Source organism: Luteimonas sp. MC1825, from assembly GCF_014764385.1.
Lineage (GTDB): Bacteria > Pseudomonadota > Gammaproteobacteria > Xanthomonadales > Xanthomonadaceae > Luteimonas.
This window is the reverse complement of record NZ_CP061714.1, coordinates 1901657-1925683: the sequence shown is the minus strand read 5'-3', so window position 1 is coordinate 1925683 and position 24027 is coordinate 1901657. Positions and strand designations below refer to the sequence as shown.

The following is a 24027-nucleotide window of genomic DNA, read 5'->3' as shown; positions in this document are numbered from 1 at the left end:
GCCGTGGGGGGCGGCCTGGATGCCTTGCCGGCCGTGAGCGCGTTCAGCGTTGTTCCCGAAGGGTCCTCGTCGGCGAGGAGAAGTGGCGCGTGCAGGCAGTGCTGGATGTTCCGATAGCGATGACGCCGCGCGAGGGCGACCTGGCGGGGCTGGCGGACGTGCTCGCGCAGTCGCTGCCCACCGGCTCGGGCGTGGTGGTGTGCTGGAACGATCCGCGCATCGGCGTCGGCATGTCGGCGGTGGACGGGGTGCCGCCCGCGTTGCGCGCCCACGCGCTTGCGCTGACCGGCGGCGAAGCGCACGCCGGCGACGGCGCCGCGATCGACGAGGCCTGGAGCAGTGAGGGGGCGGCGCTGGCGATCGCCGCGCGGCTGCCCGAACCGCTCACGCCCGCCTCCCTCGACGCCTGGCGCGCGCTGGCGCGGCGCGCGGTCACCGCGACGTTGTCGGCAGCGCAGGGCGAAGCGCGCATCGCATCCCTGCGGAAATCCGAACGCCTGCAGCAGGCGCTGTACGAGATCGCCGATGTCGCCGGCTCCGGGCTGGACATGCATGACGTGCTGGCGCGCATCCACGGCGTGGTCGGCAGCCTCATGTCGGCCGAGAATTTCTACATCGTGCTCTACGACGACGTCCGCGAAACCGTGCGTTTCCTGTACTTCGCCGACCAGCGCGACCCCTGGGTGGCTGATCCGGACACCGAGATCGCGCTGTCCGACATCCCCAACAGCCTCACCGTGGCGATGCTGGTGCACGGCCGCCCGCTGCTCGGGCCCTCGGCGCGGATCCGACGCCAGCTGAAGGTCGGCCGCGACCAGTTCCTCGGACCCGACAGCGCGGACTGGCTTGGCGTGCCGATGCGCCGCGACAGCCGCGTCAGCGGCGCGATCGTGGTGCAGAGCTACGACAAGCCCGACTGCTACAGCGACGAGGACCGCGTGCTGCTGGAGTTCGTGGCCCAGCACATCCTCACCGCGCTGGACCGCAAGCACGCGCACGCCGAGCTGGAGCGCCGCGTCGAGGCGCGCACGCGCGAGCTGCAGCGGGCCAACCAGGTGCTGCAGGCGGAGATCGTCGAGCGCCAGCGCGCCGAGCGCCTGCAGCGTGCGCTGTTCCGGATCAGCGAGCTGTCGGTCGCCGCCGGCAGCGTGGAACGCTTCTACGCGGACCTCCACGCGGTGGTTGGCGAGCTGCTGTACGCGCGCAACTTCTACATCGCCATGGTCTCGGCCGACGGCAAGCACATCGAGTTCCCGTACTCCGTCGACGAGCGCGACGCCGTGCGCCGCCGGCGGCGGATGACCCGGGGGCTGAGCGAGTACGTGATCGATCACGGCCGTGCGCTGCTTGCCGACCGCGCCAGGATCGCCGAGCTCGAAGCCAGCGGCGAGCTGCGCCATCACGGCAGCCTGGCCCACTGCTGGCTCGGCGTGCCGCTGTCGCGCGATGGCGTGGTGGTGGGCGTGATCGCGGTGCAGAGCTATTCGCCGGACATCGGGTTCAGCGGGCGCGACCAGGGGCTGCTGACCTTCGTTGCCGACCACATCGGCGGCGCGCTGGCGCGCAAGCGCTCGCAGGAACACCTGAAAGCCGCGCACGCCGAGCTCGAGTCGCGCGTGGAGGCGCGCACCCGCGAGCTCGAGAGCGCCAACCGCGAGCTGCGCGCGCAGGTCGGCGAGCGCCTGCGGGCCGAGGAGCGCCTGCTCCACCAGGCGCGCCACGACCATCTCACCGGCCTGCCCAACCGCACCCGCCTTCTGGAATGCCTGGATACCGCCGTGGCGGAAACGCGCAGCCAGGCGCGCGGGCCGTTCGCGGTGCTGTTCCTCGACCTCGACCGCTTCAAGCTGGTGAACGACAGCGTGGGCCACGCCGCCGGCGACGAGATGCTGGTGGAGGCCGGGCGGCGCATCGGCAGCATGCTGCGCGAGGGTGACGTGGTCGCGCGCCTGGGCGGCGACGAGTTCGCCGTGCTGCTGGCCGACGCCGCCGACGGCGACGTGGCGCAGGCCGTCGCGGCGCGGATCCTGACCGCCCTGGGCGAGCCGATGTGGATCGCCGGGCGCGAGCTGTTTCCCTCGGCCAGCGTCGGCATCGCCCTGTGGCAGTCGCGCTACCGCCACGGCGAGGACCTGCTGCGCGATGCCGACGCGGCGATGTACCGCGCCAAGGCGCGCGGGCGCGACCGCAGCGAACTGTTCGACGAGAACATGCGCGCCGAGGCGACGCGCCTGCTGGACCTCGAGGCCGACCTGCGCCGCGCGATCCTCAACGACGCCTTCGAGCCGTACTTCCAGCCGATCGTCGACCTGGCCAGCGGCGAAGTGGTGGGCCACGAGGCGCTGCTGCGCTGGAACCACGACCAACGCGGACCCCTGCAGCCGTCGGAGTTCATCGGCGTGGGCGAGGACAGCGGCCTGATCGAGCAGGTCGACTGGCTGCTGTACCGGCGCGTGTTCGAGTGGATGACCCGCGGCCATCGCGGCCATGTCTCGATCAACGTCTCGCCGCGCCATTTCCATTCCGAGAACTTCGCCGAGCGCCTGCTGCGGATGGTCGACGATGCGGGTGCCGATGCGTCGCGGCTGCGCATCGAGATCACCGAGGTCGCGCTGCTCGACGACGCCCCGCGCGCGCTGCGCATGCTCAACAGCCTGCGCGAGCGCGGCGTGCTGGCGCTGCTCGACGACTTCGGCACCGGGTTCTCGGCGCTGTCGTACCTGCATCGCTTCCCGATCCACGCCCTGAAGATCGACCAGAGCTTCGTGGCTGGCCTCGATGACGCCCTGCATCCCGAGAGCCTGGCGCTGGTGCGCGCGATCCTGGTGCTGGCGCGCACGCTCGGCATCCAGACGGTGGGCGAGGGCGTCGAGACGGCCACGCAGGCGCAGACCCTGCGCGAGCTCGGCTGCACCTATGGCCAGGGCTTCCTGTTCGGTCGCCCCCTGCCGGCACCGGCGGCGGGGCGCCGGCCGCGCTGAGCGTGGGCAGGCGGCGCCTGGGGACACCACTCAGTCGGCCGGTCGCGTGACGTCGCCACCGGTGGCGATGCGGCCGGCTTCGACCAGCTCCGCGAACTCGGCGCGCAGGCCCCAGCGGTCGTCGCCACGGCTGGCGCGCGCGCTGTGCGCGATCGCATCCCAGTCCCAGCCCTCGATGTTGCGCCCGCCGCGCAGCGCGTCGGCGAACGCCGCCACGGTGGCCGCGAAGCGCAGGGTCGCGCTGGCTTGCGCGCGGATCGCGTCGCGGCGCACGGGCACTTCGATCAGCCGGCTGGCGTCCTCGCCCGGGCGCTTGTAGCGCAGGCGCAGGTGCGCGAGCTCGGCGCCGCCTGCGGGCTGCGCCTGCGTGGCGCCGTAGCGCAGCGCGGGCAGGCGTTCGGCGCCCGAGCCGACCAGGGCGACCTCGTACAGCGCGGTGACCTCGTGGCCCGCGCCGATGTCGCCTGCATCGACGCGGTCGTTGGCGAAGTCCTCGCGCTGCAGCCTGCGGTTCTCGTAGCCGACAAGGCGATACTCGGAAACCACCGCCGGGTTGAACTCGACCTGCACCTTGACGTCGCGCGCGATCGTCAGCAGCGTCGCCGACATCTCCTCCACCAGCACCTTGCGCGCCTCCAGCACGGTGTCGATGTATGCGTGGTTGCCGTCGCCGACATTGGCCAGGCGCTCGGCCATCGCATCGTTGTAGTTGCCCTGGCCGAAGCCGAGCGTGGTCAGCGCGATGCCCGACTTGCGCTGGTCGCCGACCAGGGTTTCGAGCGCCGCCCGGTCGACGGTGCCGACGTTGAAGTCGCCGTCGGTGGCCAGGATCACGCGGTTGGCGCCGCCGGCCACGAAGCCCTGGCGCGCCATGGCATAGGCGAGCGTGATGCCTTCGCCCCCGTTGGTGCTGCCGCCGGCCTGCAGCCGCTCCAGCGCGGCGATGATCTCGCCCTGGCGGTTGCCCGGCGTCGGCGGCAGCACCAGGCCGGCCGAACCGGCGTAGGCCACGATCGACACCCTGTCCTGCGCACGCAGCTGCGAGGCCAGCGCCGAGAACGCCTGCTTCAGCAGCGGCAGCTTGTCTTCGGAATGCATCGAGCCGGAGGTGTCGACCAGGAACACCAGGTTGGCCGGCGGCAGCTCCGCCTTCGGCACGTCATAGCCCTTGAGGCCGACCATCATCAGGTGGCGCCTGGGGTTCCACGGCGCCGGGGCGATCTCGACGGTCGCGCGGAACGGCACGTCGCGACTGGCGGGCGCCGGATGGCCATGGCGGAAGTAATTGATGAACTCTTCGGCGCGCACTGCGTCCGCGGGTGGGCGCGTGCCCTGGCGCAGCATGCGGCGCACGTTGCTGTAGCTGCCGGTGTCGACGTCCACCGAGAAGGTCGACACCGGCTGCTCGGACGCGCGCTGCACCGGGTTGTCGCTGCGCGCCGCGTACTGCTCGGTGTTGGCGGGCGGGGGCGCGAACATCGGAGGCGCAGGGGGCGGCGACGGCATGTACGTGCGCTGCGCCGCCGCCGTGGTGCGCACGGCGTGTTCGCGCGCCATCGCGTCGGCCGCCACGGCGCGCTGCTGCCCGATCTCCGTCGCCGTGGCCGGCGCGGGGGCATCGAAGATGACGGGCGGCGCCGAGGGCGCGGCCGCCTCGTGATTCGCCGTCTGGCAGGCTGCGAGCAGCAGGGTGGTGGCCAGTGCGGCCAGGGTGTGTCGGTTCATGGGTGGCTCCCGAGGTTGACCCCCAAGCCAACGGGCCGGCGGGCCGGACGGGGTTGCGGGCCCTCAAACCGGATCGCGGATCACCAGCAGGCGCGGCTCGGTCATGTCCTCGATCGCGCTGCGCACGCCCTCCCGTCCCAGGCCCGAACCGCGCACGCCGCCGTAGGGCATGTTGTCGACGCGGAAGCTGGGCACGTCGCCGACCACCACGCCGCCGACGTCGAGCGCATCCCAGGCGCGCATGGCGTGGGCAAGGCTGGCGGTGAACACGCCCGCCTGCAGGCCGAAGTCGCTGTCGTTGGCGCGCGCCAGCGCGTCCTCGAACGTATCGAAGGCTTGCATGCATGCCACCGGGCCGAAGGCTTCCTGGCGCATCAGTTCGGCGCCGGGCGGCACGTCTTCCAGCAGCGCCGCGGGCAGCATGTTGCCGACGCGGATGCCGCCGGCGAGCTGTTTCGCGCCCGCCCTGCGCGCGGACTGGATCCACGCGTCGACGCGCTTCGCGGCCGCCTCGTCGATCATCGGCCCGATCACCGTGCGCGCGTCGCGCGGATCGCCCATGCGCAAGGCCGCCACCGCGGCCTTGAGCTTGCGGCGCAGCGCCGGGTACACCGACGCATGCACATAGATGCGCTGCACGCTGATGCAGCTCTGGCCGGACTGGTAGTACGCGCCGAACACCAGCCGCTCCACGATGTGGTCGAGGCTGGCGCCAGGGTCTGCATCGACGATGCAGGCCGCGTTGCCACCGAGTTCCAGCGTCACCTTCTTGCGCCCGGCGCGCGCCTTGAGGTCCCAGCCGACCAGGCCGCCGGTGAAGCTGAGCAGGGCGATGCGGTCGTCCTCGACCAGCGCCGACGCCGCGTCGTTGTCGCAGGGCAGGACCGAGAACGCGCCCATCGGCAGGTCGGTTTCGGCCAGCACTTCGGCAATGATCAGCGCACCCACCGGGGTCTTCGCCGCCGGCTTGAGCACGAACGGGCAGCCGGCGGCGATCGCCGGCGCCACCTTGTGCGCGACCAGGTTGAGCGGGAAATTGAACGGCGTGATGAAGCTGCACGCGCCAACCGGGACACGCTTGACCATGCCGCGGTAGCCACGGCTGCGCTCGGACACCTGCAGTTCGAGGACCTCGCCGGTGATGCGCGTGGCTTCGCCGGCGGCGATGCGGAAGGTGTCGATGAGCCGGGTCACCTCGCCGCGCGCGTCGCGGATCGGCTTGCCGGCCTCGATGCACAGTGCATGGGCGAGTTCGTCGGCGCGCTCGTCGAAGCGCCTGACGCAGTGTTCGAGCACGTCACGGCGCGCGTCGGGCGGGAAGGCGGCCATCGCCCGGCGCGCCTTGTGCGCGGCCACGATCGCCTTGCGCACGGTGGCGGCATCGGCCAGCGCCACGCGCGTGGCGCGCTTGCCGGTGTACTTGTCGAAGACGTCGAGGTCGGTGTTGGCCGCCACCGCGCGGTTGGCGAGGTAGTAGGGGTAGCTCGCTGCAAGCCCGTCGCGCTGCCTGCCGGTCGCGGCCGCGCCGCCCTTGCCGGTTTTCGCCACCGTCGTTCTCCTCTGATCGCCCGTGCGCACGCACTGCACGCGATTATGCGCAACAGCGGTGATCACGGGGTCAGGCCGGAGCGGCCCTTACGTGTCCTTGCGCGACTCCACGCGCAAGCGCAGGGCACCGTCGGCAAGGCGTGCGTCGAGCACATCGCCGACGGCGGCATCGCCCGTGGTGCGCACCACGCGGCCGTCGGCGTGCTGCAGGATCGCGTAGCCGCGCGCAACGGTGGCCAGCGGGCTCACCGCCTGCAGCGAGCGCGCGAGGCCGTGCAGGCGCAGGGCGTCGTCGCGCAGCCGACGGGCGACCGCCGCCTGCGGCCGCGGTGCCAGGCTCGCAAGGCGTTCGCGCAGCGCAGCAAGGCGCCGCGCGGGGTGCGTTGCGCGCAGCACGGCATCGGCGTGGCGCAGGCCGGAACGCCATTCGGCGTCGCGCACGCGCCACGCGGCCTGCAGCCGGCGCAGCGCGTCCTGCTGGCGTTGCCCCAGCGCCTGCAGGCGCGCCTGCGGGCGCACGGCGTGCAGGCGCAGCGCGGCGCGGTCGGTGCGCTGCATGGCGTTGCGCAGCTGCTGCAGGTGCAGGGCGCCCAGTCGCTGGTGCAGGCCGCGCAAGCGGGTGCCGACGTCGACGCGGTCGGGCACCAGCAGTTCGGCGGCCACAGATGGCGTCGGTGCGCGCAGGTCGGCGGCGAAGTCGGCCAGGCTGAAGTCGGTCTCATGGCCGACGGCGGACACCACCGGGACCGGCGAGGCGGCGATCGCGCGTGCCAGGGCTTCGTCGTTGAACGCCCAGAGGTCCTCCAGCGAGCCGCCACCGCGCGCCAGCACGAGCACGTCATAGCGGCCGCTCGCCCCCGCGCGCTCGAGCATCGCGCGGATCTGAGCCGCGGCAGCCTCGCCCTGCACGGGAACCGGCAGGACATCCACTTCAACCAGGGGAAAGCGCCGGGCAAGCACGCTGAGGACGTCGCGCACGGCGGCGCCCGAGGGGGAGGTGATCACGGCCAGGCGCCGGGGGTAGGCGGGCAGCGGGCGCTTGCGGGCGTCGTCGAACAGGCCTTCGGCCTGCAGGCGTGCCTTCAGTTCTTCGAAGGCGCGGCGCAGGGCGCCTTCGCCGGCCTCCTCGAGCGAGTCGAGGATCAGCTGGTAGTCGCCACGCGCTTCGTAGAGCGTGAGCCGGCCGCGGGCGATCACCTTCAGGCCGTCACGGGGCTGGAACTTCAGCCATTGGCTCTTGGGGCGGAACAGGGCGCAGCGCACCTGGGCGCGGGCGTCCTTGAGGGTGAAATACAGGTGTCCGGAGGCGGGGCGGGAGACGTTGGCGAGTTCGCCTTCGACCAGCACGACCGGAAAGGCGTCCTCGAGCAGGCTGCGGGCGAGGGTGTTGAGCTGGCTCGGGGTAAGGATGTTTTCGGACGCGGCAGGCATGTGGGCAGGATACCGTGCGCGGGCGGCGGGCCTGGGCACTGTGGGCGGGCTGGCCTTCCGCGGTTTGTGGGAAGAACAGCACCGTTGGCTGACTGGCTGGCTGGCTGGCGGGTTGGTGGGTACTCCGTGGGCTGACCCCCTTTCGGACTGGCGGGTGTTTCCTCGGGGCTTTGGTCGCAGCGGGGGTCTTTAGGCCCACTACGCACCCACCAACCCGCCATGGCGCGCTTCTGGCGGCCGCAGGGAGAGCAAGAGCCGCGCTGCCCCGGCCACGCGGTCCTGCAGCCGCCGGGATGAGGCGGCCAGCGCGACGCTTTCCCCCAAGCCGCAGCGCCGGTGGCAGCGGAGGGTGTACGGGTACGCAGCCGGCCTCAAGGGCCCGCGCTGCGGGACCGCCGCGCAGTACCCGCCCATCTCCCGACCTGCCATGACCCATGCAGCGGAGACCAGCCGGCGGAGTACCCGTACATCCTCCGCCAAGACCAACCAAGTGAAGGCCCCGGAACAATCACGGCGGCAGGGACTAAAATGCCGCAATGAACGCCATTCCCAGCATCCCCCACGCCGGCAGCGCCGGCAGCCTTGAAGAGTGGGCATTCGGCCCGGCGCCGCGGCGCGCCACGCGGCAGGTGCGGGTGGGCAGCGTGCTGGTCGGTGGCGACGCGCCGGTGGTGGTGCAGTCGATGACCAATACCGATACCGCCGATGTCGCGTCCACCACGAAGCAGGTGGCCGAGTTGTGGCGGGCGGGATCGGAGCTGGTTCGGGTCACCGTGAACAATGCCGAGTCGGCGGCGGCGGTGCCGCGGATCGTCGAGAAGCTGGCGATGATGGGCATCGAGGTGCCGATCGTCGGCGACTTCCACTACAACGGTCACCAGCTGCTGGCCGCGGAGCCGGCATGCGCGGAGGCGCTGGCGAAGTACCGCATCAACCCGGGCAACGTCGGCTTCGGCCGCAAGCGCGATACGCAGTTCGCGCAACTCATCGAGTTCGCGATGCAGTACGACAAGCCGGTGCGCATCGGGGTCAACTGGGGTTCGCTGGACCAGGCGCTGGCCGCCGCATTGATGGACGAGAACGCGCTGCGCGCCGAACCCTGGGACGCCGGACGCGTGCTGCGCGAGGCGTTGATCCGATCGGCGCTGGATTCGGCGACGCGTGCGGTTGAGCTGGGCCTGGGCCCCGACAGGATCGTGCTGAGCTGCAAGGTGAGCGGCGTGCAGGAACTGATCGCGGTGTACCGCGACCTGGCGGTGCGCAGCGATTTCGCGTTGCACCTCGGGCTTACCGAGGCCGGCATCGGCAGCAAGGGCATCGTGGCGTCCAGCGCCGCACTCGCGGTGCTGATGCAGGAAGGCATCGGCGACACCATCCGCATCTCGCTCACGCCCGAGCCGGGTGCGCCGCGCACGCAGGAGGTGGTGGTGGCGCAGGAACTGCTGCAGACCATGGGCCTGCGCGCGTTCACGCCGATGGTCACCGCCTGCCCGGGCTGCGGCCGCACCACGTCGGAGTTCTTCCAGGAACTGGCCCAGGTGGTGCAGGAACACGTGCGCGCGAAGATGCCGGAGTGGAAGATCAGCCATCCGGGCGCCGAGCACATGACGCTGGCGGTGATGGGCTGCGTGGTCAACGGGCCGGGCGAGTCGCGGCATGCCGACATCGGCATCTCGCTGCCTGGCACGGGCGAGGCGCCCTCGGCGCCGGTGTTCATCGACGGCGAGAAGGCGCTGACCTTGCGCGGCGGCAACATCGCCGGCGAATTCGTCGACCTGATCGACAGCTACGTCGACCGTCGCTATGGCCGCCCCGCGCACGCCGACTGAGGCGCTCGCCAACCTGTTGTCGGATGCCCGCTTCGGTGCCGGCTTCCTGCAGCGCCATGGCTGGCGGCTGGTGCTGGTGTTCGTGGGCCTGCTGCTGCCGTTGTGGGGCTTCGCGGAACTCGCCGACGAAGTGCTGGAGGGCGAGCCCTTCGCCTTTGACGAGCCGATCCTGCTGTTCGCGCGCGAGGCGGCGGCGGGAGGGCTGGACCAGCTGTTCCTGCTTGCTTCGAAGCTGGGCTACGAGTGGGGCGTGGTGCCGATGGACATCCTGCTCGTGCTCGGCCTGGCGCTGGCGCGGCGGCATCGCGAAGGGCTGTTCGCAGGGGTCGCGCTGCTGGGCTCCGCGCTGCTCAACATGGCCGCCAAGCTGGCTTTCGCGCGCGAGCGCCCGACGTTGTGGGAGGCGATCGCGCCCGAGCACACGTTCAGTTTCCCGAGCGGCCATGCCATGGGTTCGATGACGCTGGCGATGGTACTGGTGCTGCTGTGCTGGCACACGCGCTGGCGCTGGCCGGTGCTGGTGGCGATGCTCGGCTTCGTGCTGCTGGTCGGGCTGTCGCGCGTCTACCTGGGCGTGCATTACCCGTCGGACATCCTCGCGGGCTGGACAGCCGCGCTCGCCTGGACGGCCGCGACCTGGCTGCTTGTCAAGTACGGGGCCGGGCGCGTCGGCAGGAAGGGCTTGCCCCCGCCACTGGAGTGAAGGATGCTCGGCGTCGGTGGACCGTGGCGACATGCACGGCCAGCCGCTGCCGGGGGGCACCACATGGGCCGGGTCGCATCAACACCGGCTGCGTGGACGAGTGTCGAAACACACACGTATCCAGACCACGTTCCAGGGGAGATGACATGACCACGAAGCCAGCAGTGGTGGCGGCAGTCGCCGTCGCCATCGTGGTGTCGGCCGCCGCCGCCGCCACCATCGGAGTGAAATCCAGGCTTGCGACACCCGCGACCACGCAGGCCACGTCCCTCGGGGCCGGGCCCGTCGCGGGCACCGCGGCGCGCGCGCCAAAGGAAGCCGCGGAACCGCACATCGTGCTGTTCAACGAGCCCGCCCTGGCCAGCTACCGCGGCGGTGTGCGCGGAATCGCGGCCCCGGCGCGCAGCGCGGGCGGACGCCTCGACGCCGCCAGCCGCCAGGCCGGTGCCTACGTAGACTACCTGCGCAGCCGCCAGGCCGCGCGCGAGTCCGACATCAGCCGCGCGCTCGGCCGCAGCCTGCAGGTCGGGCATCGCATGCAGCACGCGGTGAACGGCATCGTGGTCACGCTGACGGCTTCGGAGGCGGCGAAGGTGGGCCGCATGCCGGACGTCAGGCTGGTCGAGGGCTATCGCGAGTACGCGCTCGACACCGACACCGGTCCGGGCCATATCGGCGCACCGGCCGTGTGGTCCGGCAGCGCCGCCGGCGGCGCGTTCCAGGGCGAAGGCATGGTGGCCGCGATCCTGGATTCGGGCATCAACTTCGGCAGCCCGTCCTTCGCGGCGGTCGACCCGGCGGACGGCCATGTGCACGTCAACCCGCTCGGCAGCGGCAACTACCTCGGCACCTGCGCACCCGGCGGCGTCGACGCGGGCCGCTGCAACGACAAGCTGATCGGCGGCTACGACTTCGTGTGCGCGGCGCCGGGCAATGCCTGCAGCAATCCGGGTTTCCGCGAGGAGCCTGGCTTCGGCGACACCAACTCGCACGGCAGCCACGTCGCGTCGACGGTCGCCGGCAATCGCCGCGTGGTCGCGATCAGCGGCGCGCAGGCGTCGATCTCGGGTGTCGCGCCGCGTGCCGGCATCGTGGCCTTCGACATCTGCTACACCAACATCTCCACCGGACAGGGCCTGTGCCCGAACGTGTCGGCGGTGGCGGCGATCGACCAGATCGTGATCGACGGCGTCGCCGACGTCATCAACTACTCCATCGGCGGTGGTGCGCAGCCCTGGGGCGAGGCGGTCTCGCTGGCCTTCCTCAACGTGGTGGAAGCGGGCGTGTTCGTGGCGGCCTCGGCCGGCAACAGCGGTCCGGCAGCCGGCACGCTTGGCCACGTGGAGCCATGGGTGTCCTCGACCGCGGCGGCGCGCCACGGGCGCGAGGGCTTCTCGTTCCTGATGCAGGTCACCGGGCCGGGCACCGTGCCCGAGCCGCTGACGGCCATCGAGCTCTCCACCGGCGCCAACGGCGTGGGCCACACCGTGGCGTACCCGGCCAGCACGCCGCTGCGCGTGAGCCCCACCGTCGATGCGGTCGACGACGGCTGCGCGGGTTACCCGGCCGGCACCTTCAACGGTGCGATCGCCGTGGTCCGCCGTGGCGGCTGCAGCTTCACCATCAAGACCAATGCCGCGTCCGCCGCGGGGGCGGTGGCGGTGGTGATCGCCAACAACCTGCCGGAAGTGCTGGTGCCTTCGGTGCCCGACACCACCGTGCCGGCGTTCGGCGTGCCGCAGGCGGTGGGCAACGCGCTGCGTGACTTCAACGCGGCCAACCCGGCGGCCACCGCCACCATCGGCTTTCCGGCGGCGCCGCTGCCCAACACCGCCGATGCGCTGGCCGCTTTCAGCTCGCGCGGCCCGGCAGGCACCTTCAGCCTGATCAAGCCCGACGTCACTGCACCCGGCTACGGCATCCTGGCCGCCGTGTCGGGGACCACGATCAGCGGTTCGGAGAACGCCGTGGGCCTGATGAACGGCACGTCGATGGCGTCTCCGCACCAGGCGGGTGCCGCGGCCCTGGTCCGCCAGGCGCGTCCCGGCTGGAGTGTCTCCGAGGTGAAGTCGGCCCTGGCGATGACCGCCACCACGACGGTCTTCCTCGAAAACGAGGTCACGCCCGCCAACCCGTTCGCGCGGGGTTCGGGCCGGATCCGCGTGGACCAGGCGGTGCGCGCCGGCCTGGTGCTCGATGAGACCGCGTTGAACTACGCCGCGGCCAACCCGGCCACGGGTGGCGATCCCGCCACGCTCAACCTGCCAAGCCTGGCCGACCGCAACTGCGCCGGGGGATGCACGTTCACCCGCACCTTCCGCAACGTCGACGGCCGTACCCAGATCTGGGCGGCAAGCCTGGCTGGCCTGCGTGGGCGCGTGCAGCCAAGCCTCGCGCGCGTGCCGGCCAATGGCAGCGTGACGTTCGTGGTGACCATCGACAGCGGCAACCTGCCGAACAACGGCAGCTGGAGCTTCGGCAACCTGCGCCTGGCGCCCAGTGGCGTGAAGGGTGGCAAGGCGGATCCGGTGCTGAACCTGCCGATCGGCGTGGCGGTGCAGCCGCCGGTACTGGTGCTGCCGGGCGTGGTGCAGGCCAGTGTTGCGGCGGGCGGCCAGGGCTCGGTGACGGTGCCGATGACCAACGCCGGCGGCTCGGCGCTGGCCTGGTCGGCCGACAACACCGGCAATGCGATCAGCAGGCTGGTCGAGACCTGGCGCGGCACGGCCACCAGCGGCTTCCGCGCCAGCCAGTACAGCGACCCGGCATCGGCGGGTGGCTTGCTGGCCCAGTTCTCCAGTGATGACTTCACGGTCGACGCGAGCACGCGCATCACCAGGATCACCGCCGAGGGATTCGTCGTCAGCGGCGTGGCGCTCCCCACGGCGTCGCCGAACCTGCGCTGGAGCATCTACCCGGACGCCGGCGGCATGCCGGCGGGCAACCCGCAGACCAACCCGGGCGCCGCGGTGTGGACGCACTCCAGATCAGCGCTTGCCACGGGCGTGCTGGTCGAGGGTGGACGCATCGGCCTGGACCTGGTGGCGGCCGGCCAGTCCGTCACGCTGGCCCCCGGACGCTACTGGGTGGTGATCAACACCGCCGGCACGTTCGCCAACCGCTGGGCCTGGTACGGCAGCAGCGCCGGGCAAGGTGGCTTTGCCAGCCTCAACGTGGCCGGCGATGGCAGCGGTGCGTGGACCGCCAACGTGGCGTTCCCCTCGCTCGACCTGCAGGTCGACGGCGAGGTGGCGTGTGGCGCCAGTTGGCTGGGCGCGGTCACCCCGGCCTCGGGTTCGCTGGCCGCGGGCGGCTCGCAGTCGCTGGTCGCCACGCTGCTGGGCAACGGCCTGGCGGCGGGCAGCTACTCGGGCTTCGCCTGCGTCGCAAGCAACGACCCGGCGGTGGCGAAGAAGGCGACACGCGTGGCGCTTACCGTCACGCAGTGACCCCGCTCCACGCAGCGTCTTGATGGCAAGGGGCCCGGGAAACCGGGCCCTTTGCTGTTGCGCCAGTCCGCACCGTCACTCGCCTGGCTTGGCCGCCCCGGCCGGGCCGCTGGTCGCGGCGCGTCGCGCCAGCTGCACCTCGCGGTGCGCGATGTAGATGTTGGCGCCCAGGATGATGCCGGCGCCCATCAGGGTCCACTGCGTGGGCGCCTCGCCGAACAGCAGCCAGGCCGCCAGCGCCACCAGCGGCAATTGCATGAAGCTGATCGGCTGCAGCGCCGACACCTCGCCGATCTTCAGTGCCCTGGTCCACAGCAGCTGGCCACCGGTGCCGAATGCACCGAGCAGCAGCAGCCACAGCCAGGTGATGCCCTGCGGCCACTGCCATGCGAACAGCGCCGGCAGCAGCGACATCGGCACCCAGAACACGTAGGTGTAGAAGACGATGGTGTCGGCGGCGTCCACCCGCGACAGCTGCTTGATCTGGATCGCCACCAGCGCCGAAAGCAGGGCGCCGCCCAGCGCCACCAGGCTGCCGGCGCTGAAGGCCTCGCTGCCCGGGCGCACGATCACCAGCACGCCGACCATGCCGATCACCACCGCCGACCAGCGCCGCATGCGCACGGTTTCGCCGAGGATGAACACCGCGGCCACGGTGGCGAGCAGCGGCGTGGCATACGACAGCGCCACCGCCTGCGCCATCGGCAGGTTGCCCAGTGCCCAGAAGCCGCACAGCATCGACGCCACGCCGATCGCGCAGCGCACCAGGTAGCGGGGCAGCTGCGCGGTGCGCGGCAGGCGCCAGCCGCCGCGGAACAGGAACGGCAGCAGGAACAGCAGGCCGAACAGGTTGCGGAAGAACGCGATCTGGGCGGTCGAGAGGTCCGCCGAGGCGATGCGGATCATGACCGCCATGGCGGCGAAGAACGTGGTGCTGCCGAGCATCAGCAGGGCGGCGCGTGACTGCGGGTTGGCGGGCGCGTTGCTCACCACGCGGCGCCGACGATGCGCGGCTCCGGCTCGAGCGCCACGCCGAAGCGCGCCTGCACCGAGGCGGCGATCCGCTGCGCCAGCGCGAGCAGCTGGCCACCGCTGGCAGCGCCATGGTTGACCAGCACCAGGGCGTGGCCGGGTGCCACGCCGGCGTCGCCGTCGCGATGGCCTTTCCAGCCGGCGGCGTCGATCAGCCATGCGGCCGACAGCTTGCGCATGTCGGTGGCGCCGGCCGCGAAACACGGCAGCGCCCGGTGCGCGGCGAGGAGCGCGTCGGCCTGCGTCGCCGGCACGATCGGGTTCTTGAAAAAGCTGCCGGCATTGCCGAGCACGGCGGGATCCGGGAGCTTGCGCCGGCGGATGCGGCACACCGCCTGCGACACGTCGGCCGGGGTGGGCAACGCGATGCCCATGGCTGCGAGCTCTTCGCCGATGCCGGCATAGCCGAGTTCCAGCCGCGGTGTGCGCGACAGCGCGAATTCCACCGCGGTGACGATCCAGCGCGCGCGTTCGCGCTTGAAGCGGCTGTCGCGGTAGGCGAAACCGCAGTCGGCGGGATCGAGCCGCACCAGGCGGCCCGCGTCGCGGTCCCAGGCCTCCACTGCGTGCACGCGGCGATCGATCTCGACGCCGTAGGCGCCGATGTTCTGGATCGGCGCGGCGCCCACCGTGCCCGGGATCAGCGACAGGTTCTCCAACCCCGACAGCCCGAGGGCGAGCGTGTCGCGCACGAACTCGTGCCAGCCGCGACCGGCGCCGGCGCGCACGATGACCGTGTCCCCGTCCCCGTCCCCGTCGATCACGGCGATCGCGCTGTCGCACATGGCCAGGGCAACGCCATCGAGGTTCGCCGCGAACAGCAGGTTGCTGCCACCACCGAGCACCAGCAGTTCGCCGTCGGCGATCCGCGGGTCGGCGAGTACAAGGGGCAGGGCGGCGGCGTCGTCCACCTCGACCAGCCACGCGGCGCGCGCGGGCACGCGGAACGTGGTGCGATCGGCCAGGTCGGCGTCGCGTGTCCAGCGCACGGCGTGCGGGGCGTCGATCGGCGTGGCGCTCACAGGTTGGGCAGGTTTCCGCGGCTGGGGGCTTCCTTGCGGCGGCGGATGGCCTCCACGCACTCGCCGATCAGGCGCGGTCCGCGATACACCAGCCCGGTGTAGAGCTGCACCAGGGTCGCCCCGGCCGCGGTCTTCTTGGCCGCATCGGCGCCGGACATCACTCCGCCAACGCCGATCAGCGGGATGCCGTCGGGCAACCGCGTGCGCAACATGCGCAGCACCGCAGTCGACTTGTTCATCAGCGGCTCGCCGGACAGACCGCCCGCCTGCGCCGCATGCCGATGGCCCTGCACGGCGATGCGCGACACGGTCGTGTTGGTCGCGATCACGCCGTCGACCGAGAGGTCACCAAGCACGCGCGCGGCGGCGTCGATGTCCTCGTCGCTGAGGTCGGGTGCCACCTTCACCAGCAGCGGCACGCGGCGGCCATGGCGCGCGGCCAGCCGCTCCTGCGCCTCGCGCAGCTCGCCGACCAGCCGCCGCAGCGACTGTTCTTCCTGCAGTTCGCGCAGGCCCGCGGTATTGGGCGATGAAATGTTGACCGTCACGTAGTCGGCGAGCGGGTAGACGCGCTCCAGGCAATGCAGGTAGTCGACTGCCGCGGATTCGTTCGGGGTGTCCTTGTTCTTGCCGATGTTGATGCCGAGCAGGCCACCGCGCCGAGTGGCGCGCTCCACGTTGCGCACCAGCGCATCCACGCCGTGGTTGTTGAAGCCCAGCCGGTTGATCAGCGCACGGTACTGCGGCAGCCGGAACATGCGCGGTGCCTGGTTGCCGGGCTGCGGGCGCGGCGTGACCGTACCGATCTCGACGAAGCCGAAGCCCAGCGCGAGCAGCGCATCGATGTGCTCGCCGTTCTTGTCCAGCCCCGCGGCAAGACCCACGGGGTTGGGGAAATCCAGGCCGAAGGCGCGCGTCGGAAACTGACGCGGCCGGGCGCCGAGCACGCGCTGCAGCCGCATGCGGTGCAGCGCCTCCATGGACGCCAGGCCGAGCCGGTGTGCACGTTCCGGCTCGAGTGCGAAGAGGAAAGGCCGTGCCAACCCGTACATCGCGTCCTCAGATATCGAACTTGATGCCCTGGGCCAGCGGCAGCGCGTCCGAGTAGTTGATGGTGTTGGTCTGGCGGCGCATGTAGGCGCGCCAGGCGTCGGAGCCGGACTCGCGCCCGCCGCCGGTTTCCTTCTCGCCGCCGAACGCCCCGCCGATCTCGGCGCCCGAGGTGCCGATGTTGACGTTGGCGATGCCGCAGTCCGAACCGGCCGCCGACAGGAACGCCTCGGCGCGCTTGAGGTTGGTGGTGAAGATCGACGACGACAGGCCCTGCGGCACATCGTTCTGCATGGCGATCGCCTCGTCGAGCTGCGAGTACTTCATCACGTACAGGATCGGCGCGAAGGTCTCGGTCTGCACCACCTCGGCGCTGTTGGCCAGGCCGGTGATGATGGTCGGCAGCACGAAGAAGCCCTTGCGGTCGGTGAGCGCGGTGCCGCCGCTCTCGACCTTGCCGCCGGCGGCCTTGGCCTGCTCGATCGCCGCCAGGAAGGCGTCGACCGCGGACTGGCTGTTGAGCGGGCCCATCAGGTTGGCGGCATCCGTCGGGTCGCCGATCTTCTTCTCGACCTGCGCGTAGGCGGTCTTCAGCTTGCCCAGCACCTCGTCGAAGATCGACTCGTGGATGAACACGCGGCGGGTGCTGGTGCAGCGCTGGCCGGCGGTGCCGACGGCGCCGAAGGCGATCGCCGGGATGGCGAGCGCGAGGTCCGCGGTCTCGTCGACGATGATCGCGTTGTTGCCGCCCAGTTCCAGCAGCGAGCGGCCCATGCGGCGCGCGACGCGCTCACCGACCTGGCGGCCGACGCGCGTGGAGCCGGTGAAGCTCACCAGCGCGATGCGCTTGTCGTCCACGAAGCGCTCGGCGAGGTCGTTGCCGGCATCGTTGAACAGGAAGAACAGGTCGGGGAAGCCGGCCTTGGCCAGCGCCTCGTTGCAGATGCGCATCGATGCGATCGCCGACAGCGGGGTCTTGCCCGAGGGCTTCCAGATCGAGATGTCGCCACACACCGCCGCGATGAACGAATTCCACGCCCAGACCGCGACCGGGAAGTTGAACGCCGAGATGATGCCGACGATGCCCAGCGGATGCCACTGCTCGTACATGCGGTGGCCCGGGCGCTCGGAATGCATGGTCAGGCCGTACAGCTGGCGCGACAGGCCGACGGCGAAGTCGCCGATGTCGATCATCTCCTGGACCTCGCCATCGCCTTCCGGCTTCGACTTGCCCATTTCGAGCGCGACCAGCGAGCCCAACTGGTCCTTGTGCGCGCGCAGTGCGTCGGCGCACAGGCGGATGGCTTCGCCGCGGCGCGGGGCGGGCGTGGTGCGCCAGACCTTGAAGGCGGCCTGCGCGCGCTCGACGATCAGTTCGTAGTCGGCCTGCGAGGTCGCATTGACCTTGGCCAGCACCTCGCCAGTACTCGGATTGACCGGCTCGAGCACACCGGCATCGGCGGTCTTCGACCATTCGCCGCCACCAAGGAAGGTGCCGGACTCGTGGGCCGACAGGCCGAGGGCGGTGAGGACGGGGTGGGACATGGCAGGCTCCTGCGATCGTGCGCCGCGGCGGCGGGCCCAGGGGCGACCGTCCGTCGATGCGATGAGAGTGGTGCCCCCGGCGCGATTCGAACGCACGACCTTCCCCTTAGGAGGGGGACGCTCTATCCAGCTGAGCTACGGGGGCTGCAACCCGCGATTTTGGCACGCCGCGCACGGTGCCGGCAAAAAGAACGCCCGACCGTTGCCGGTCGGGCGTCTGGAATCGTGGTGGAGCGGAGGGGGATCGAACCCCTGACCTTCGCGATGCGAACGCGACGCTCTCCCAGCTGAGCTACCGCCCCACGATCCGCGGATTCTATACGGTGCTTCCGCCGCTCGGCAAACCCTGCGTGGCGCCGGGGAGCAATGGCGCCAGCGTGGGTACCAGCAGCTCCCGGCGCCAGCCGCCCAGCACCGACCAGTCGCCGTCGTCGAGCAGCGATTCCAGGCGACGCCGCGAGGCGAGCACGCCATCGGGAAGGCCGAGTTCGGCGCTGCGCGCGGCCACGGCGTCCTGCAGGCGGCGCACGGCGGCCTTGTCGCGCTCCTCGGTGCGGATCGGAGGCGCGTCGGCCTCGTCGGCAAGCGGCGTGCCCAGGGCGGTCCAGAGTTCGGCACCCAGCTTGCGCGGCGCCTTGGGGTGGGCATCGAGCAGCTGCTTCAGCGCACCGGTATCCGCGGGATTGGCGCGGGCGATGCCGGCGGCGAGATCGTTGTCCAGCACCCAGGTGCGCGGCCGGTCGTGCTCGCGTGCCCAGGCGTCGCGCCAGCGCAGCAGGCGCAGCAGGCGGCGCTGGCCATCGCCGTCGAGGTATTGCGCGGCGCGGATCGGCAAGTGTGGCCAGCGCTCCAGGGCGTCGCTGCACGCGGTGTCGCGCATGCGCGCGCAGTCCTCTTTCAACCAGTCCATGCGCCCGAGCGCTTCGAGGCGCTCGCGCAGATGGTCATGCAGGGCGAACAGGTGGCGCACGTCATCGGCGGCATAGGCCAGCTGCGCATCGGACAGCGGCCGCCGCAGCCATTCGGAACGCGTCTCGCCCTTGGACAGCGTCACGCCGAGGATCTCCGCCACCAGCTTCTGGTAGCCGGCACCGGCGGCCACCCCGCCGATCGCCGCCGCGACCTGGGTGTCGAACAGGCCCTCGGGCACGGCGTCGCAGGCGCGGCGGAATGCGATCAGGTCCTCGCTGGCGCTGTGCATCACCTTGGTGATCGCGGGATCCAGCAGGATCGGGCGCAGCGCCTCGCAGGTGCCGGGTGCCAGTGTGTCGACCAGCAGGATCTCGTCGTGCACGGCGATCTGCACCAGGGCCAGTTGCGGCCACCAGGTGCGTTCGCGGATGAACTCGGTATCCAGGCCGATGCGGGCGGGGCGTGTTTCGAAGCGGGCGAGCAGGGCGGCCGGCTCGGCAATCCAGGTGAAGTCTTGGTCCATCGGCGCCAGCTTACCGACCACGCGGCATGGTCGGCAAACGCCGTCACAGGCGCCCAGCGGCGCGGGCCGCTGCGCGGATGCGGCCGCTTGCCGTAATCTGGCGCCCGTGAATGCCCCGCGCCCAGCCTCCGCCCGCCCACGTTGCCGTGCGCCCGTCATCGCCCTGGTCACGCTGGCGGTCGCGCTGCTGGCCGCCTGCAACCGCGACGCCGGTGACACCGATACCAACGCCGATGCCGCCGGCGCCGCCACCGGCGATGGCAGCGTCACCATCACGGGTGATGACAGCATCGCCGAGCGCCTGACGTGGCGCGCGCCGCACGTGGACCTGCCTGAAGACGACGAAGACATGGCAGTGACCCGTGCGCGCGCGCAGGCGGCGCTTGAAGCCGGCGACCTCGATGCCGGTCCGGGATCGGCGATACCGCTGTATCTCGCCATCCTGGACCGCGATGGCGACGACCGCACGGCGCGGGCCGGCCTGGATCGCGCGCTGCAGGACCTGCTCGCGCAGGGCGACCAGGCGCTGGCCGGTGCCGGCGACGACATCGCGGCCCTGCGCCGCGCGCAGCAGGTCGCTGCGGTCGCGCGCAGCCTGCGTCCGGCTGACAAGGCGGTGCGCGGGTACCTGGCGAAGGTCGACCGTGCCGAACAGCTGTGGGAGCTCAACCGCACCGCCGAAGGTGAACTGCGCGCCGGGCGGCTCGGCGAAGACGGTGGCGGCGCGCTGGCCCGCGTGCGCGAGGTGCTCGCCCTGTCCAAAGGCCAGCCGCGCGCCATGCAGACCCTGGCCGCGGTCGAGAGTGCGCTGATCCGGCGCGCCGAAGACGCCGCGGCGAAGGGCGATTTCGACGCCGCCGAGGCCTGGCTTGCGCATGCGTCCAAGGTGCGCGAGGGCAGTGCCACGATCCCCGATGCGCGCGAGCGCGTGGCCACCATGCGCCGTGCGCGCGTGCTGGCCCTGCGCGACGAGGCGATGGCCGCGCTGCATGCCGCCGACGGCATCGAGCGCGCGCGCACCCGCCTGGCGCAGATGCTCACCCTGGCCGCGCCCGGCGATCCGGCGGTGGTCGAGTTGCGCGAGCGCATCGACCTGGCGGTGCACTACGGCAGCTTCCGGCCCGGCCAGCGGTTCACCGATGCCGCCGGCGGTGGACGCGGACCGCAGATGGTGGTGGTGCCGCACGGCGGCTTCACCATGGGTGCCGGAGCCGATGACCGGGATGCGGAAGACAGCGAGCGCCCGAGCCGCAACCTGCGCTTCGATCGCGGCTTCGCGCTGTCACGGCACGAGGTGACCGTGGCGGAGTTCCGCAGGTTCGTCGAGGCCACCGGTCATCGCAGCCGGGCCGAGCGGCGCGGGTTCTCGATGAGCTACGACGAGCGCAGCGGCAACTTCGTGCGCCGCAGCAAGGCTGACTGGCGCACCGATTTTTCAGGCGCGCCCGCCGATGGGGTGTTGCCGGTGGTGCACGTCAGTGCACGCGACGCGCAGGCCTATGCCGACTGGTTGGCATCAGTGACGGGCCAGCGCTACCGTCTGCCGAGCGAGGCGGAATTCGAGTACGCGCTGCGCGCCGGTGGCAGTGGCCAGTACCCGTGGGGCGACGCCGCGCCTCCCCCCGGCGCTGGCAACCTCACCGGGGCCGGCGATCGCTCGCCGGGTGGGCGCAGCTGGAGCAACGCGTTCGCCGATTACGAAGACGGCCACTGGGGTCCCGCGCCGGTGGGGAGTTTCTCGGCAAATGCATTCGGTCTTCACGACCTCGCGGGCAATGTCAGCGAATGGGTCGCCGACTGCTGGCATGACAGCTATCGGCGGGCTCCTGGTGACGGCGCGGCCTGGGTGAATCCGGGTTGCCGCACGCAGGTGGTGCGCGGCGGTGCCTGGGCGAGCTCGCCGGTGCAGACGCGCAGCGCCTGGCGCGCACCGGCACCGGTCGACAACACCAATGCGCGCGTGGGGTTCCGCGTCGCGCGCGACATCTGAAACCAGGGCAGGAGCAAGGCGAATGCGTCAGGACCCGTTGGGACGTCAACAGCAGCGCCAGTCGTCGCCGCGTCGCGGCTTCAATCCCAGGATCCTGATCCTGATCGCTTTCCTCGGCTATGGCGCCTACTACTACTTCTCCAACCAGACCGTCGACCCGGTGACCGGCGAGAAGGTGCTGATCGACAAGTCGCTGTCGATCGAGGACGAAAAGGCGCTGGGCCTGCAGGCCTACGAGGAAATCCTGTCGACCGAACGGCCGGTGGATCCCAACCTGCCGATCGCGCGCGAGATCCGCGAAATCGCGCAGCGGCTGATCGCCAAGGTGCCTGAAGTGGAGGCGGCGCTGGCGGCGGAAAACGGGCAGCAGGCGCCGGGCTTCTCGGCCGGCTTCGAGTGGGACGTCAATGTCATCCAGTCCGAGCAGGCGAATGCCTTCTGCCTCCCCGGCGGCAAGATGGCGGTGTATACGGGCCTGGTGCCGGTGGCGCAGAACGACGATGCGATGGCGGTGGTGATGGGTCACGAGATCGCCCACGCCCTGCTGCGCCACGGTGCGCAGCGCATGGCGCAGCAGAAGCTGACCCAGGTCGGGCAGATGGCGGGCGCGATGAGCGGCATGGACCCGCAGCAGCAGCAGATGGTGATGGCCGCGATGGGTTACGGCTACCTGTTGCCGTACGCGCGCAAGCACGAGACCGAAGCCGACGTGGTCGGCCTGATGCTCGCCGCCGCCGCCTGCTACGACCCGCAGGAAGCGGTGCCGCTGTGGGAGCGCATGAGCGCGTCCAGTGGCGGCGAAGCCCCGCCGGAGTTCTCGTCCACGCATCCCAATCCCGGCACGCGCATCGAGAACCTGCAGTCGCTGATGCCCAAGGCGATGGAATACCAGAAACGCTTCTGCCCGCAGGGCGCGACGGCTGCTCGCTGAGGGAGGTCCGTGGCCAAGCAAGCTGTTGCCCCGGCCGCGTCTATCCGCGTAAATCCGTGGCCAAAAACGCGCTTCCCAGGCCGCTCAGAAACTCATGAACATGCCGCCGTTGACGGGGATGTTGGCGCCGGTGATGTAGCCGGCATCCTCGGCGGCGAGGAAGGCGACGGTGCGGGCGATCTCGTCGGGGCGGCCGAGGCGGCCGACGGGCACCTGGTCGACGATGCCGGCGCGGATGTCTTCGGGGATGGCCATCACCAGCGCGGTTTCGCAATAGCCGGGTGACACCGAGTTGACGGTCACGCCCTTGCGCGCAACTTCGCGCGCCAGGGCCATGGTGAAGCCGTGCATGCCGGCCTTGGCGGCGGCGTAGTTGGTCTGCCCGAACTGGCCCGTCTGCCCGTTCACCGAACTGATGTTGACGATACGGCCATGGCCGCGAGCCGTCATGCCCTCGAGCGCATGGCGGCAGATGTTGAACACGCCATCCAGGTTCACCGACAGCACCGCATCCCAGTGGCTGCGATCCATCTTGCGCAGCGTGCCGTCGCGGGTGATGCCGGCGGCGTTGACCAGCACGTCCAGGCGGCCTTCGCCGGACTCGACGCTGGCCACCAGGGCGCCGCAGGCGTCGAAATCGGTGACATCCAGCGGCATGAAGGCCACGTCCAGCCCGGCGACCGCGGCTTCGAAGGCTTCGACACGTGCGGCATCGCGTCCGAGGTCGGCGGCGATCACGCGCTGGCCCGACGCGGCGAGCGTCCGGCAGATGGCCGTGCCCAGCCCGCCGATGCCGCCAGTGACGACGGCAACGCGTTTCCCCATGGTGGCGCTCACTTGCCGCGTGGCTTCTGGTTGCCGGCGGCGGTGCTGTCGGTCTTGTCCGCCTTGCCGGCCGGCTCTCCGGACGGGCGCGCCACACCGGCGACGAGGCTCTTCTGCAGCTCCTGCCACATCGCCATGTTGCGCTCGGTGAGCTGGTTCATCATCGCCCACGGCGTCTGCCCGAGCATCCCGCCCATCTGCTGGCGGAACTGCTGCTGCTGCTCGAGGAACGTATGCATCGAACGCTCGAGGTAGGTCCCCATGAAGCCCTGCAGGGAATCGCCGTAGAAGCGGATGATCTGGCTGAGCAACTCGGTGGACAGCATCGGCTGCCCGTCCTGCTCGTGCTCGGTGATGATCTGCAGCAGCACCTGGCGGGTCAGGTCGTCGCCGCTCTTGGCGTCGCGGACCTCGAAGTCCTCGCCGTCGACGATCAGCTGCCGGACGTCCTCGATGGTGATGTAGCTCGAGATCTCGGTGTCGTAGAGACGGCGGTTGGGATACTTCTTGATGACGCGCATGGCCATGGAG

General features: G+C 71.1%; 16 protein-coding genes and 2 tRNA genes. 6 read left to right on the top strand and 12 right to left on the bottom strand.

Translation table 11 applies throughout. The features are described from left to right. The first annotated feature begins 119 nt into the window (after window positions 1–119). Window positions 120–2981, top strand: coding sequence for an EAL domain-containing protein (locus IDM46_RS08900; RefSeq protein ID WP_185115509.1), 2862 nt, complete (start codon window positions 120–122; stop codon window positions 2979–2981). Between the two features lie 30 nt (window positions 2982–3011). Here the strand turns inward: IDM46_RS08900 and IDM46_RS08895 are convergent, their stop codons facing one another. From IDM46_RS08895 to xseA, 3 genes are all read right to left on the bottom strand, one after another. Continuing rightward, window positions 3012–4706 (bottom strand): VWA domain-containing protein, encoded by a 1695-nt coding sequence (locus IDM46_RS08895; RefSeq protein ID WP_185115508.1) that lies wholly within the window; start codon window positions 4704–4706, stop codon window positions 3012–3014. A gap of 63 nt (window positions 4707–4769) precedes the next feature. Continuing rightward, window positions 4770–6161: an aldehyde dehydrogenase family protein gene (locus IDM46_RS08890; RefSeq protein WP_223878067.1), complete on the bottom strand. Its 1392-nt coding sequence runs from the start codon at window positions 6159–6161 to the stop codon at window positions 4770–4772. Window positions 6162–6341: 180 nt separating this feature from the next. Next, on the bottom strand, window positions 6342–7685 hold the full coding sequence (gene xseA, locus IDM46_RS08885) for an exodeoxyribonuclease VII large subunit (RefSeq protein ID WP_182820514.1): 1344 nt from the start codon (window positions 7683–7685) through the stop codon (window positions 6342–6344). Window positions 7686–8221: 536 nt separating this feature from the next. Between xseA and ispG the strand changes: the two genes are divergently transcribed. The 3 genes from ispG (at window position 8222) to IDM46_RS08870 (ending at window position 13666) form a co-directional block, all read left to right on the top strand. Beyond that, window positions 8222–9514, top strand: a complete 1293-nt coding sequence (gene ispG / locus IDM46_RS08880; RefSeq protein WP_185115506.1) for a flavodoxin-dependent (E)-4-hydroxy-3-methylbut-2-enyl-diphosphate synthase — start codon at window positions 8222–8224, stop codon at window positions 9512–9514. Continuing rightward, on the top strand, window positions 9489–10217 hold the full coding sequence (locus IDM46_RS08875) for a phosphatase PAP2 family protein (protein WP_185115505.1): 729 nt from the start codon (window positions 9489–9491) through the stop codon (window positions 10215–10217). The genes ispG and IDM46_RS08875 overlap by 26 nt, the downstream gene beginning before the upstream one ends. 146 nt (window positions 10218–10363) lie before the next feature. Next, window positions 10364–13666 carry a S8 family serine peptidase gene (locus IDM46_RS08870; RefSeq protein WP_185115504.1) on the top strand — a complete coding sequence of 1101 codons (3303 nt, stop codon included), beginning with the start codon at window positions 10364–10366 and terminating at the stop codon, window positions 13664–13666. Between the two features lie 75 nt (window positions 13667–13741). Here IDM46_RS08870 and IDM46_RS08865 read toward each other — a convergent pair whose 3' ends face one another. The 7 genes from IDM46_RS08865 to rnd form a co-directional block, all read right to left on the bottom strand. Continuing rightward, complete coding sequence (locus tag IDM46_RS08865) at window positions 13742–14611, bottom strand: DMT family transporter (RefSeq protein WP_185115591.1); 870 nt, start codon at window positions 14609–14611, stop codon at window positions 13742–13744. Between the two features lie 41 nt (window positions 14612–14652). Continuing rightward, the gene (gene murB / locus IDM46_RS08860) at window positions 14653–15687 is read right to left on the bottom strand and encodes a UDP-N-acetylmuramate dehydrogenase (RefSeq protein ID WP_223878066.1); all 1035 of its coding nucleotides are present in this window, start codon (window positions 15685–15687) and stop codon (window positions 14653–14655) included. A gap of 29 nt (window positions 15688–15716) precedes the next feature. Next, window positions 15717–16772: a quinone-dependent dihydroorotate dehydrogenase gene (locus IDM46_RS08855; RefSeq protein WP_182820519.1), complete on the bottom strand. Its 1056-nt coding sequence runs from the start codon at window positions 16770–16772 to the stop codon at window positions 15717–15719. 7 nt (window positions 16773–16779) lie between these two features. Next, window positions 16780–18315 (bottom strand): aldehyde dehydrogenase family protein, encoded by a 1536-nt coding sequence (locus IDM46_RS08850; RefSeq protein ID WP_182820520.1) that lies wholly within the window; start codon window positions 18313–18315, stop codon window positions 16780–16782. A 68-nt stretch (window positions 18316–18383) separates the two neighbouring features. Beyond that, window positions 18384–18460 (bottom strand) — tRNA-Arg (locus tag IDM46_RS08845). An 81-nt stretch (window positions 18461–18541) separates the two neighbouring features. Next, a tRNA-Ala gene (locus IDM46_RS08840) sits at window positions 18542–18617 on the bottom strand. Between the two features lie 14 nt (window positions 18618–18631). Beyond that, the gene (gene rnd / locus IDM46_RS08835) at window positions 18632–19750 is read right to left on the bottom strand and encodes a ribonuclease D (protein ID WP_185115502.1); all 1119 of its coding nucleotides are present in this window, start codon (window positions 19748–19750) and stop codon (window positions 18632–18634) included. A 106-nt stretch (window positions 19751–19856) separates the two neighbouring features. On the opposite strand from rnd, the gene IDM46_RS08830 reads away from it, so the two are divergent. Continuing rightward, complete coding sequence (locus IDM46_RS08830) at window positions 19857–21740, top strand: SUMF1/EgtB/PvdO family nonheme iron enzyme (RefSeq protein ID WP_223877945.1); 1884 nt, start codon at window positions 19857–19859, stop codon at window positions 21738–21740. Between the two features lie 22 nt (window positions 21741–21762). After that, window positions 21763–22671, top strand: coding sequence for a M48 family metallopeptidase (locus IDM46_RS08825; RefSeq protein ID WP_182820523.1), 909 nt, complete (start codon window positions 21763–21765; stop codon window positions 22669–22671). A gap of 84 nt (window positions 22672–22755) precedes the next feature. On the opposite strand, the gene phbB is transcribed toward IDM46_RS08825, so the two are convergent. Then, complete coding sequence (gene phbB, locus IDM46_RS08820) at window positions 22756–23496, bottom strand: acetoacetyl-CoA reductase (RefSeq protein WP_182820524.1); 741 nt, start codon at window positions 23494–23496, stop codon at window positions 22756–22758. Between the two features lie 8 nt (window positions 23497–23504). Next, window positions 23505–24023, bottom strand: coding sequence for a polyhydroxyalkanoate synthesis repressor PhaR (gene phaR, locus IDM46_RS08815; protein ID WP_185115500.1), 519 nt, complete (start codon window positions 24021–24023; stop codon window positions 23505–23507). Between the last annotated feature and the right edge of the window lie 4 nt (window positions 24024–24027).

Excerpts from the sequence above, each read along its gene's own strand:
- IDM46_RS08900 (WP_185115509.1), top strand. The coding sequence starts at position 120 with ATGACGCCGCGCGAGGGCGACCTGGCGGGGCTGGCGGACGTGCTCGCG.
- IDM46_RS08895 (WP_185115508.1), bottom strand. The coding sequence starts at position 4,706 with ATGAACCGACACACCCTGGCCGCACTGGCCACCACCCTGCTGCTCGCA.
- xseA (WP_182820514.1), bottom strand. The coding sequence starts at position 7,685 with ATGCCTGCCGCGTCCGAAAACATCCTTACCCCGAGCCAGCTCAACACC.
- ispG (WP_185115506.1), top strand. The coding sequence starts at position 8,222 with ATGAACGCCATTCCCAGCATCCCCCACGCCGGCAGCGCCGGCAGCCTT.
- IDM46_RS08875 (WP_185115505.1), top strand. The coding sequence starts at position 9,489 with ATGGCCGCCCCGCGCACGCCGACTGAGGCGCTCGCCAACCTGTTGTCG.
- IDM46_RS08870 (WP_185115504.1), top strand. The coding sequence starts at position 10,364 with ATGACCACGAAGCCAGCAGTGGTGGCGGCAGTCGCCGTCGCCATCGTG.
- IDM46_RS08865 (WP_185115591.1), bottom strand. The coding sequence starts at position 14,611 with ATGCTCGGCAGCACCACGTTCTTCGCCGCCATGGCGGTCATGATCCGC.
- IDM46_RS08855 (WP_182820519.1), bottom strand. The coding sequence starts at position 16,772 with ATGTACGGGTTGGCACGGCCTTTCCTCTTCGCACTCGAGCCGGAACGT.
- IDM46_RS08850 (WP_182820520.1), bottom strand. The coding sequence starts at position 18,315 with ATGTCCCACCCCGTCCTCACCGCCCTCGGCCTGTCGGCCCACGAGTCC.
- rnd (WP_185115502.1), bottom strand. The coding sequence starts at position 19,750 with ATGGACCAAGACTTCACCTGGATTGCCGAGCCGGCCGCCCTGCTCGCC.
- IDM46_RS08825 (WP_182820523.1), top strand. The coding sequence starts at position 21,763 with ATGCGTCAGGACCCGTTGGGACGTCAACAGCAGCGCCAGTCGTCGCCG.
- phbB (WP_182820524.1), bottom strand. The coding sequence starts at position 23,496 with ATGGGGAAACGCGTTGCCGTCGTCACTGGCGGCATCGGCGGGCTGGGC.
- phaR (WP_185115500.1), bottom strand. The coding sequence starts at position 24,023 with ATGGCCATGCGCGTCATCAAGAAGTATCCCAACCGCCGTCTCTACGAC.